Below are 10,365 nucleotides of genomic sequence, written 5' to 3' on the forward strand. Positions count from 1 at the left end.
TACGGGCCACCCCCGTGGCCGGGATGTTTCACGTGGAACATCAGCAATTGCCCTTCTTGGCCTGCCCCGGCGGGCAAAAGCGCCGACCGTCATCGTCACCGTGGTGGTGATCATGCGGGCGACCATAGTCAGGGTAAGCCCCACCGCCATGCGGATCGACCACCACCGCCCCGTGGGGCGTGTACACCGCGCACCCGCTCAGGGTGGCCAGCAGCAGGTAGCAAGTGGCAAGCAACATCTTCATGGCAGCAACCTTTCTTGTGTGAATCCGGCGTAGTATGGCCCAGCCACCGGCGCGCCGCCCACACCGCGCAACAGAATGTTCCACGTGGAACATTCCAGCCATGCGCCCCGCCTGCGCCCGATGTTTCACGTGAAACATTCGGTGTCTGCCCTTCCCTACCCGTTCAGGCGCAAGCCACCAGTTGGGCTTGCTGCGGGTCGTATCACCAAGGTGGCTCAGGCCGACTCCAGCACGCGCATTTCAATGTGCAGCCCTGCCGCTGCGGCCATGTTGACCAGTGCATCCAAGCCAAACAAGTTGATCTTACCGCGCATCAAGTCAGAGACACGGGGCTGGGTCACGCCCAACAGCTTGGCCGCCTGTGCCTGTGTCATCTCGGTGCGGGTGAGGTGCTGCTTCAACGCCGTCATCAAAGCCGAGCGCAGCTTCATGTTCTCTGCCGCTTCAGGGGTGTCCTCGATGGCATCCCACACACTGTCAAACCGTTGGTTGCTCATTGGCTCAGCTCCTTTAACAAATCACGGTAACGCTTCGCTGCCAGATCGAGGTCGGTCTTTCGGGTCTTTTCTGTCTTCTTCTGAAAACAGTGCAGCACATAGACCGCATCGGCCAACTTGGCGACGTAAAGAATCCGAAAGGCACCGGAGGCATCTCGAATCCGAATTTCTCTCACGCCTGACCCAATGGTACCCATGGGCTTCCAGTCGTCTGGCTCCTGACCACCCTGTACCTGATCCAACTGGTGCCCTGCCTCGCGCCTGGCCGTCAGCGGAAACGAGCGAAGATCGTCCAAGGAAGTGCCAAGGAACTCGATGGGCTTGTGGTGGATCATGCTTAAATATACATTATTTTGTATAAACCAAGAAATCCTGCTGATGTTTCACGTGAAACATTCCAGCCACACGCCCCGCCCGCATCAGAATGTTTCACGTGGAACAATCCCGCGCGGCGACCCCTTTCCGCTAGAATTTGCGCCCATGGGATTGACAGCCCTGAGTTTGAAAAGGCGCAACCGCCGTACCAGTTCAACGTACGGTTTCATGGTTCTATTTTTTCCATGCGTTGCGCGCATGGCCACCTGTTTTCTGGGTTGGGCCGTGTGGGGAAGCCGCAAGGCTTGCCGGTGCCTTTTCCCGGTCTGTCAACCCCGCACGTGCCTGCCCGCCATCGGTTGACAGCGGTGTTGAGTAGGCTTGAACAGTCCGCACAGCAAAAGGAGCCATCTCATGGCTGACACCCGCACGCCCGTGGCCGCGCCACGGCAGCAATTCATCAACCTCGACCTGGTGCGCCGCATCCTGCAGTGCAACGGCTTGAACGGCACCAGCCGCTCGGTGCTGCTCACCGTGGGCATGCACGCCAACACCGAGCGCCAGCAGTGCTTCTGCAGCGTCGGCACTCTGGCGCACAAGAGCGGCTGGTCGCGCCGCACCGTCAACGAACACCTCACGCGCCTGCAAAAGCTGGGCTACCTCAGCCTCATCGGCACCCACCACAGCGGCACCCACATCTACCAGGTCCGCCTCGACCACCTGCCCGCCGACGGCGCCCCCACCAACCACGCCCCGCCGCACAGCCACCCCGACACGACCACCCCCCCTGCAGCTGCTGCACCCCTGCCCTGCGCCAGCTGCATCCCCCCCGTGCAGGAGCTGCACACCCCCCCTGCAGCCGCTGCACCCGAAGAAGGGGTTGAACAAGGGGCTGAACAACCAGGGAAGGAAGAAAGCGCGCACGACACGCCAGCGGCCACCCCACAACAGCCCGCCACGGCGCCCGCCACCACCGTCCGCCCTTCCCTGTTTGAAATAGCCCAGCCAGCCTTGCCGCAGCCGCCATCACCGGCGCCTGCAACGCCACCTGCAATGCCCACCACGCCCGCAACCGCGACGGCAGCGCCCATCAGCGCCGACACCATTGGCCTGCTCAACGCCCAGCGCCAGCGCAACGGCAAGGACCCGCTGTGCCACCGCGACATCGTGCAAATCGGCACCGAAGCCGCCCAGGCCGGCATCACCCCCTTGGCCGCCGCGCAGTGGATACTGGCCAAGCCGCAGCGCAACTTCTTCCGCGCCAGCTTCTACGCCCCACCGCTGGCGCAACCCGCTCCTGCGGCCACCGCCCAGCGCCCCGCCCCGGTAGCCAGCAGCGCACCACCCCGCCCCGCACCCTTGACTCCGGAACAGCAGGCCGAGCAAGACCGCACCCGCGAGGCCGGGCTGGCCCACATTCGCCAATGCCTGGCCAAGATGCCAGCGCAACACCTGCACACCACCGCCCTGCGCCCCAGCACCGCCGCCAACACCCGCTGGGCCACCACCGCCATCGAGCAGTTCATGGCCGGGCACCCCGTCAGCCGCTACCGCCTGCACGCCGCCTGCGAGGTGCTGGGCATACACCCGCGCAGCTTGCAACGGCAGGCCGCTTGAGGGCGGTTTGCCGCTGGCGTGCCATGTTTCACGTGAAACATTCACCGCGCCTGACGTGCCCGCCACAACGTGTAGTCCGACGGGCGCAGGCCGTAGCGGGCCAGCACGCCTTCGTGGATGCGCCGCAGCTCTTCCACCACTGCGCAGGTTTTTCTGCATACGCCAAACACTTATTAGGCTAGATCTTAAAATTCTAATAATTACCTTATTATTGACTCCATGAACACGATCAACTGGCAAACCAAGGCACTGAAGCGAATGCGCAAGATCCCAGCACCGGCTGGCAAAGCCATTCGCACAGCAGTGTCCGATGAGCTGTCAGACTTGAACCAGGCCCGCAACGTGAAGAAGCTCACCCACCATGCCTACGGCTATCGCCTGCGGGTCGGCAACTACCGTGTGTTCTTTGAGTTTGACGGTGCCATTCGCATCGTCACCATTGAAGAGGTGAAAAAGCGCGATGAACAAACCTATTAACTTTCAAACCATTCTGGGGGCGGATGGTCGCCCTGCTTTTGTGGTGGTGCCCTACCAAGAGTTTGTCAAAAACTTTGAGCAGGCCCAAGACCTCGTGCCCCATGCCGTGGTGCAACTGGCCTTCGATCAAGGCATGTCGCCCGCCAAGGCGTGGCGCACCCACCTGCAACTGACCCAAACTGAAGTGGCCCGGCGCATGGACGTGAGCCAAAGCGCCTACGCCCAACTGGAGGCCAAGCCAAACTTGCGCAAAACCTCACGCGAACGCATTGCCGCTGCACTGGGCATCAGCCCCGGCCAGTTGGATTTTTAAGCGTCGATCTTTCCGGCACCTGTACCCCACACATGCCCCCCCCTCTTGCCTGCCGCCCCGGCTGCGCCGCCTGCTGCATTGCGCCCTCCATCAGCAGCCCCATGCCCGGCCTGCCGCACGGCAAACCGGCGGGCGTGCCCTGCCCGCACCTGGACGATGCGCTGCGCTGCCGCCTGTTTGGCCAGCCCAGCCGCCCCGCCGTGTGCGCCAGCCTGCCACCCAGCGCCGACATGTGCGGCCCCAGCCGCACCCACGCCCTGCACTACCTGCACACGCTGGAGCGCGCCACCCAGCCCGGCGGCGGGCCCGGGCCTGAATGTTCCACGTGAAACATTGGCCAGCGCCCAGCCACATTCCGTACACTGTGCCCACCATGCCCGATACCCACGTTTCAGACACCATCACACCCCCCACCCCAACACCAGCGCGCCACGTCAGCCCGTGGTGGCGGGCCTTGGCCATCTTCCTGCTGTTGCTGGGGTTCATCGGCGGCATGGCCAGCCTGAGCATGTTCGAGCAGTTCCAGGCCCAGCTGCGCCACCTGCAAAGCCAGTTGCTGCAGCAGCCCCACATCGGCCACCTGGCGGTGCTGCTGGACGAGCAACACCAGCCCGCGCTGCTGGTCACGCACGATCCCACCCGTGCAACGCTGCAGCTGCAGCGCCTCAACAACGTGCGCGAAGGCTCCGCCGAAAGCCTGCAACTCTGGGCCGTCAGCGCCGACGGCCAGCCGCGCAGCCTGGGCCTGCTGCTGCCCAAGCAGACCACGCAGCAGCTGCCCGCCACCGCCGCCGTGCTGGCCAACGTGGCGCAGCTGGCCGTCAGCGTGGAACGCCGCGACAGCCCCGAACCGGCGCAAACGCCGCAGCAACCCTACCTGTTCAGCGGCACCTGGCTGCAAAAAGCGCTGTGATCCGGCGCGGCCATGCGCCGCCGCTTTCTGCTACAGTGAAACGTGCACATACCCCCAGGAGTTAACACATGACCACACTGTTGCAGATTGATTTTCCGTACCCCGGCCCGTGGGGCGATGAGATGACCGCCGCCATGCGCGGGCTGGCGCAGTCCATTGCGCAGGAGCCCGGCCTGCTGTGGAAGATCTGGACGGAAAACGCCGAGCGCCAGGAGGCTGGCGGCATCTACCTGTTCACCGACCCGGCCAGCGCCCAGGCCTACCTGACCAAGCACACCCAGCGCCTGCAGGGCTTTGGCGTCACGGGCATCCAGGCCAAGGTGTTTGAGGTGAATGCGGCGCTGTCGCAGCTGGACCGCGCGCCGGTCTGAGGCCCAAGGTGCCGCAAGCGGGCACAAAAAAACCGGTCTTGAACCGGTTTGTTGGCTTGGCACTTGACATTTTTAGGTCTGGTGCCCATGGGCAGGATCGAACTGCCGACCTCCCCCTTACCAAGGGGGTGCTCTACCACTGAGCCACATGGGCCGCATGTGGCCGCTGTTGCAACAAGACACGTGGAGCGGGATAAGAGGCTCGAACTCTCGACCTATACCTTGGCAAGGTATCGCTCTACCAACTGAGCTAATCCCGCGTGTCGTTTTGCGAACGAGCATTATTCTAATCCAGAAAAACGCCGGTTTGGGGCACGCGCCCAAATTTGCCCGATACTTGCCGCCATGTTGTCTTTCCGCTCCTTGCTCACCACCGTGGTGCTGGTGGCCAGCGCGGGCACCCATGCCCACGCCGCCAGCACCGACTGCCCGCAACACTTTGTGCAGGGGCAGCCGCCCGTTGTCACGCAGCCCAAGCTGCAGCAGCGCACGCAAGCGCTGTGCTTCACCGCTTTTGCGGTGCTGCATTCCGGCGTGAGCCGCACCCCGCTGTACGCCGCCGAACGCCTGACGCGCGACAGCCTGGCCGCCGCCAGGCAACTGGCGCGCAAGGACACCTTCCACGCCGAAGACCGCCTGCCCGCGCGCGACCGCGCCGAGCTCAAGGACTACGCCCGCTCCGGCTACGACCGGGGCCACCTGGCCCCCAACGCCAACATGCCCACCCGCGAGGCGCAGGCCGAATCGTTCTCGCTGGCCAACATGGTGCCCCAAGTCCACGCCAACAACGCGGGCGTGTGGGCGGGCATGGAAGCCGCCGCACGCGAGCTGGCGCGCGAGGAGGGCGAGCTCTACGTCGTCAGCGGCCCGGCTTTTGTGGGCACCGAACTCAAGCAGGTGGGCAACGTGCTGGTGCCCACCCACCTGTGGAAGGTGCTGTACAGCCCGCAGCAGCAGCGCGCCGGGGCCTACCTGATCGACAACGACGAGTCGCAGGACTACGACACCCTGAGCCTGGCCGAGCTGGAGCAGAAAACAGGCATCAACCCCATGCCCGGCCTGCCCGCCCAGGTGCGCAACGCGGGCATGGACTTGCCCGAGCCCAACGCCAGCTACAACAGCCGCAAGGGCCACAGCAACACCACCAGCGCCCCCGCCAAGGCAGCCGAGCCCGAGGAGGAGAGCCTCCTGTACAGCATCCTGCACGCGCTGCTCAAGATCCTGCAACAACTGCTGGGCAAGTGACATCCTCCTCCTGACGCCACGCCACCGCCATGCCAACCGACTTCCACCCCTACGCCAACGAGTCCGATGTGGTCCGCATCGACCACCTGGAGATTGAAAACCGGCTCGACCGCCTGACGCTGACCGGCGACCTGGTGCTGACCCGCGACCGCGCCGGGCTGGCGCTGGCGCAGGAGCTGCAGGCGCTGCTGGCGCGCGCCATCCACACCTTGCAAGCCGACCCCGACCTGCCGGAACGCATGGCCACCGTGCCGGTGCGCACGGTCCGGAACCCGTTCCTCTGAACCAGGGCGGGCCAGGCGGGGCGGTGTCTTGTTGCAAGGCCGCCGATAGCCACAAGGCAGATAATGGCTTCATAAAACAGCTATAGGAGACACCCTACCATGTCCAGTCCACGCCGCCTGCCCGTTGGCACCCGTTTGTTGCTGCTGGTCAGCGCCGCCTTGCTGGGCATTGCTGCGCTGACCGCCGTGTTCCTGGTCACGGAACGTGCCCTGATCAAGCAGGAACGCGAGAGCGCGGTGCGCCAGGCGGTGGAAACCGCGCACGGCATCGTCGCCCATTTCGAGCAGCAGGCGCGCCAAGGCCAGCTCAGCCACGAGACCGCGCAGCAACAGGCCCTGGCCGCCGTGCGTGGCCTGCGCTACAGCGGCAATGAATACTTCTGGGTGCAAAACATCGCGGGCAACATGCTGATGCACCCCATCCAGGCCAAGCTCAACGGCAGCAACATGTCGGGCTTCAAAGACCCGGACGGCAAGCTCTTCTTCCAGGAAATGATCGACGTGGTCAGGGCCAGCGGGGCGGGCTTTGTGAGCTACCAGTGGCCCAAGCCCGGCAGCGACAGCCCGCAGCCCAAGCTGTCCTACGTCAAGGGCGTGGTCGGCTGGCAGTGGATCATCGGCTCCGGGGTCTACATCGACAACATCAACGCCACCATGGTGCAGCGTGCCATCGGGTTTGCCGCCGGGGCGCTGGTGCTGATGGTGGCGCTGCTGGCGCTGGGCTGGGCCATCTCGCGCGGCATCCTGCGCCAGCTCGGCGGCGAGCCCGACTACGCCGCCAGCCTGACGCAGCGCATCGCCAGCGGCGACCTGGCCACCCGCATCGAGATTGCCCACCCCGGCGAGCACAACCTGCTGGGCGCGCTGCAGGCCATGCGCGACCAGCTGGCCGCCGTGGTGCAGCGCGTGCGCGATGGCGCCGACGAACTGGCCAACGCCAGCGCCCGCATTGCCGACGGCAACCAGGACCTGGCCCACCGCACCGAAGCGCAGGCCAGCGCGCTGGAAGAAACCGCCGCCTCCATGCACCAGATCAGCCACACGGTGCAGCACAACGTGGAAGGCGTGGTGCGCGCCACCCAGCTCGCCACCGACGCGCGCAGCGTGGCCGCCCGTGGCGGCGAGGAAGTCGCGCGCATGGTGGACACCATGCAAAGCATCCACGAGTCCTCCAGCCGCATTGCCGACATCATCGGCGTCATCGACGGCATCGCGTTCCAGACCAACATCCTGGCGCTCAACGCGGCCGTGGAAGCCGCCCGCGCGGGCGAGCAGGGGCGCGGCTTTGCGGTGGTGGCCACCGAGGTGCGCGCACTGGCGGGCCGCTCCGCCGCCGCCGCCAAGGAAATCAAGGGCCTGATCAACACCAGCGTCGCGCGCGTGACCGAAGGCTCCAGCCTGGCCAGCCACGCCGGCGCCACCATGTCGGAGGTGGTGGACGCCATCACGCAGGTGGCCGACATCATGGCCGAGATCCAGGACGCCAGCAGCCAGCAGGCCACCGGCATCAACCAGGTGGGCGAAGCCGTGGGCCACATGGACCAGGTCACGCAGCAAAACGGCGCGCTGGTCGAGGCCATGGCCCACGCCGCCACCGAACTCAAGCAGCAGGCCGACGCGCTGGTGCACACCATGTCGGTGTTCAAGCTGGGCAGCCACTGAGCGCGTATACTGCCATGCGCTCCTCACATACCCCACGGGGTTCCATGGGGAGCCGGAATTGACGACGCATTCAACCTGAGGAGAGCAAGCATGACACAGAACGTTGGCGGCATTGACCGCATCCTGCGCATCGTGGTGGGCCTGGTGCTGGTGGCCCTGGCCGCCACCGGCACCGTGGGCTGGTGGGGCTGGATCGGCGCACTGCCGCTGGCCACCGGCCTGCTGGGCTGGTGCCCGCCTTACGCCATTTTTGGCTGGAACACCTGCAAGCTCAAGAAATAAGGCGCGGCAGCGGGGGCATGGCCTTGGCGCCACCCCACAGGCGGGGCGGGTGTTGCTACGATAGCCCCCACTATGCAACATACACCCACCCTTTTTGACCCCGTTCACGCTGGCGCCTTGCAACTGGCCAACCGCGTGGTGATGGCCCCCCTGACGCGCAACCGCGCGCCCAACGCCGTCCCCACCCCCATGATGGTGCGCTACTACGAGCAGCGCGCCACGGCGGGCCTCATCATCACCGAAGGCACCGCCATCAGCCCCACCGCGCAGGGCTATTCCGACGTGCCCGGCCTGTACAGCACCGAACAGCTGGACGGCTGGAAGCACGTCACCAAAGCCGTGCACCACGCAGGCGGCAAGATCGTGGTGCAGCTGTGGCACGTGGGCCGCGTCTCGCACCGCGAGCTGCAACCGCACTTTGTGGCGCCGGTGGCGCCGTCGGCCATCCGTGCCCACGCCAAGACCGTGCTGATCAAGGACGGCGTGCCCACGTTTGTTGAGACCTCCGAGCCGCGCGCGCTGGACGCAGAGGAGTTGCCCGGCATCGTGCAGGACTACCGCCACGCTGCGCGCAACGCCATCGCCTGCGGCTTTGACGGCATCGAGATTCACGCCGCCAACGGCTACCTGCTGGAGCAGTTCCTCAAGCGCGGCGCCAACCAGCGCACCGACGACTACGGCGGCAGCATCGAGAACCGCGCCCGCCTGTTGCTCGAAGTCACCCGCGCCATCGTGGACGAGATTGGCGGCGAGCGCGTGGGCATCCGCCTGTCGCCCGCCTCGCCGTCCAACGGCATCTCGGAACCCGACCCGCAGCCGCTGTACGAGCATGTGGTGCGCGAGCTGGGCCCGCTGGGCCTGGCCTACCTGCACGTGGTCGAAGGCTCCACCGGCATGGAACGTGTGGTGGCCGACACCCCGTTCGACTACGCCGCGCTCAAGGCCGCCTACCGCAACGCCGGAGGCCACGGCGCCTGGATGCTCAACAACGGCTACACGCTGGACATGGCGCAGCAGGCCGTGGCCGACGGCGCCGACCTGATCGCGTTTGGCAAGCCCTTCATTGCCAACCCGGACCTGGTGGCGCGCCTGCGCCAGGGTGGCCCGTTCAACGAGGCCGACCGCGCCACCTTCTACGGCGGCGGCGAGCAGGGCTACCTCGACTACCCGACGCTGGCCGGTTAAAACCGCCCGACCACCGCCCGACCACCGCCCGACCACCGCCCGGCCTGGCCCGCTCACTGGCCGCGCTGGGCGGCGTTGACCTCGCGCTCGCGGCGCAACTGGCGCCGCGCCGTGAACAGGCTCCAGCCTATGATGCTGAGCGACACCACGGCAATGATCATGGTGGCCGCCGCGTAGATGGTGGGGTTGATGCCGCGCCGCGCGTAGGTGAACACCACCTGCGGCAGGGTGTTGACGCCCGGGCCCGACAGGAATTCCGCAATCACCACATCGTCGAACGACAGCGTGAAACTCAGCAGCCACGCCGCCGCCAGCGCCGGGGCGATGCTGGGCAGCGTGACCAGAAAGAACACCTGCGCCGGGCGGCAGCCCAGGTCCATGGCCGCTTCCTCCAGCGAGCGGTCCATCTCGCGCAGGCGCGACGTGATGACCACCGTGGCGTACGCCATGCCCAGCAGCGTGTGCCCGGCAATGATGGTCAGCAGGCCGCGCTCGGGCCAGTCCAGCGCGCCTTGCACACCCACCATCAGCAGCAGCAGCGACAGGCCGATGATCACCTCCGGCATCACCAGCGGCGCGCCCACCAGCCCGGCAAACAGGCGCCGGCCCCGGAACGCGGTGTAGCGCACCAGCACAAAGGCCGCAAACGCGCCCAGCACCGCCGACAGCGTGCCCGTGACCAGCGCCACCTGCAGCGAGGTGGCCAGGCCGTCCATGATCTTGTGGTCGTTGAACAGCGCCTCGTACCAGCGCAGCGAAAAGCCGGTGAAGCGCCCGTCCTGGCGCGTGCTGTTGAAGCTGAACAGCACCATGAACAGCAGCGGCGTGTACAAGAAGGCGTACCCCAGCACCAGCCAGAAGCGGCCAAAATAACGTTGCAGAAAACGCTGCATGGTCTAGCCCGGATATTTCACCGTAGTCCACCCCGTCGTCTCTTTTGTCACTTTGATGCCTGAAGAG

The 10,365-nt window shown here is 65.9% G+C and carries 15 protein-coding genes and 2 tRNA genes; 11 read left to right on the plus strand and 6 right to left on the minus strand.

Annotation, left to right across the window (positions count from 1 at the left end; genetic code table 11):
- Nucleotides 1-40: 40 nt before the first annotated feature.
- The 3 genes from CON76_RS02845 to CON76_RS02855 form a co-directional block, all read right to left on the minus strand.
- Complete coding sequence (locus tag CON76_RS02845) at nucleotides 41-244, minus strand: hypothetical protein (protein WP_101101858.1); 204 nt, start codon at nucleotides 242-244, stop codon at nucleotides 41-43.
- A gap of 215 nt (nucleotides 245-459) precedes the next feature.
- Nucleotides 460-741, minus strand: coding sequence for a helix-turn-helix domain-containing protein (locus CON76_RS02850; RefSeq protein WP_101101859.1), 282 nt, complete (start codon nucleotides 739-741; stop codon nucleotides 460-462).
- A complete protein-coding gene (locus CON76_RS02855; RefSeq protein WP_101101860.1) occupies nucleotides 738-1,076 on the minus strand; it encodes a type II toxin-antitoxin system RelE/ParE family toxin in 339 nt (112 codons plus the stop codon). Before CON76_RS02855 ends, CON76_RS02850 begins: the two co-directional genes overlap by 4 nt.
- A gap of 394 nt (nucleotides 1,077-1,470) precedes the next feature.
- Here CON76_RS02855 and CON76_RS02860 point away from each other — a divergent pair, with 394 nt between their 5' ends.
- The 6 genes from CON76_RS02860 to CON76_RS02885 all read left to right on the plus strand — a co-directional run bounded on the left by CON76_RS02860 (nucleotide 1,471) and on the right by CON76_RS02885 (nucleotide 4,747).
- Entirely contained in the window at nucleotides 1,471-2,673 is a 1,203-nt protein-coding gene (locus tag CON76_RS02860; RefSeq protein WP_101101861.1) for a helix-turn-helix domain-containing protein, read from the plus strand.
- A 219-nt stretch (nucleotides 2,674-2,892) separates the two neighbouring features.
- Nucleotides 2,893-3,150 carry a type II toxin-antitoxin system RelE family toxin gene (locus CON76_RS02865; protein ID WP_101101862.1) on the plus strand — a complete coding sequence of 86 codons (258 nt, stop codon included), beginning with the start codon at nucleotides 2,893-2,895 and terminating at the stop codon, nucleotides 3,148-3,150.
- On the plus strand, nucleotides 3,134-3,463 hold the full coding sequence (locus tag CON76_RS02870; protein ID WP_101101863.1) for a helix-turn-helix domain-containing protein: 330 nt from the start codon (nucleotides 3,134-3,136) through the stop codon (nucleotides 3,461-3,463). Before CON76_RS02865 ends, CON76_RS02870 begins: the two co-directional genes overlap by 17 nt.
- Before the next feature lie 32 nt (nucleotides 3,464-3,495).
- The gene (locus CON76_RS02875; RefSeq protein ID WP_101101864.1) at nucleotides 3,496-3,792 is read left to right on the plus strand and encodes a YkgJ family cysteine cluster protein; all 297 of its coding nucleotides are present in this window, start codon (nucleotides 3,496-3,498) and stop codon (nucleotides 3,790-3,792) included.
- 44 nt (nucleotides 3,793-3,836) lie between these two features.
- Nucleotides 3,837-4,376, plus strand: a complete 540-nt coding sequence (locus CON76_RS02880) for an anti-sigma factor domain-containing protein (protein ID WP_169928965.1) — start codon at nucleotides 3,837-3,839, stop codon at nucleotides 4,374-4,376.
- Between the two features lie 68 nt (nucleotides 4,377-4,444).
- Nucleotides 4,445-4,747, plus strand: coding sequence for a monooxygenase (locus tag CON76_RS02885; protein ID WP_101101866.1), 303 nt, complete (start codon nucleotides 4,445-4,447; stop codon nucleotides 4,745-4,747).
- A 79-nt stretch (nucleotides 4,748-4,826) separates the two neighbouring features.
- On the opposite strand, the gene CON76_RS02890 is transcribed toward CON76_RS02885, so the two are convergent.
- Together CON76_RS02890 and CON76_RS02895 are read right to left on the minus strand one after the other, a co-directional pair.
- Nucleotides 4,827-4,901 (minus strand) — tRNA-Thr (locus CON76_RS02890).
- A gap of 30 nt (nucleotides 4,902-4,931) precedes the next feature.
- Nucleotides 4,932-5,007: transfer RNA gene (locus tag CON76_RS02895), tRNA-Gly, on the minus strand.
- Between the two features lie 85 nt (nucleotides 5,008-5,092).
- On the opposite strand from CON76_RS02895, the gene CON76_RS02900 reads away from it, so the two are divergent.
- The 5 genes from CON76_RS02900 (at nucleotide 5,093) to CON76_RS02920 (ending at nucleotide 9,405) form a co-directional block, all read left to right on the plus strand.
- The gene (locus CON76_RS02900; RefSeq protein ID WP_101101867.1) at nucleotides 5,093-5,992 is read left to right on the plus strand and encodes a DNA/RNA non-specific endonuclease; all 900 of its coding nucleotides are present in this window, start codon (nucleotides 5,093-5,095) and stop codon (nucleotides 5,990-5,992) included.
- Between the two features lie 29 nt (nucleotides 5,993-6,021).
- The gene (locus CON76_RS02905; protein ID WP_101101868.1) at nucleotides 6,022-6,276 is read left to right on the plus strand and encodes a hypothetical protein; all 255 of its coding nucleotides are present in this window, start codon (nucleotides 6,022-6,024) and stop codon (nucleotides 6,274-6,276) included.
- A gap of 99 nt (nucleotides 6,277-6,375) precedes the next feature.
- Nucleotides 6,376-7,938, plus strand: a complete 1,563-nt coding sequence (locus CON76_RS02910) for a methyl-accepting chemotaxis protein (protein WP_240592736.1) — start codon at nucleotides 6,376-6,378, stop codon at nucleotides 7,936-7,938.
- Between the two features lie 90 nt (nucleotides 7,939-8,028).
- Entirely contained in the window at nucleotides 8,029-8,220 is a 192-nt protein-coding gene (locus tag CON76_RS02915; protein WP_101101869.1) for a YgaP family membrane protein, read from the plus strand.
- A gap of 72 nt (nucleotides 8,221-8,292) precedes the next feature.
- A complete protein-coding gene (locus CON76_RS02920) occupies nucleotides 8,293-9,405 on the plus strand; it encodes an alkene reductase (protein ID WP_101101870.1) in 1,113 nt (370 codons plus the stop codon).
- A gap of 53 nt (nucleotides 9,406-9,458) precedes the next feature.
- Here the strand turns inward: CON76_RS02920 and CON76_RS02925 are convergent, their stop codons facing one another.
- On the minus strand, nucleotides 9,459-10,298 hold the full coding sequence (locus tag CON76_RS02925; protein WP_101101871.1) for an ABC transporter permease subunit: 840 nt from the start codon (nucleotides 10,296-10,298) through the stop codon (nucleotides 9,459-9,461).
- Nucleotides 10,299-10,365 lie beyond the last annotated feature (67 nt).

Origin of the sequence: Macromonas bipunctata (genome assembly GCF_002837135.1) — a bacterium.
Classification (GTDB): Bacteria; Pseudomonadota; Gammaproteobacteria; order Burkholderiales; family Burkholderiaceae_C; genus Macromonas_A; species Macromonas_A bipunctata.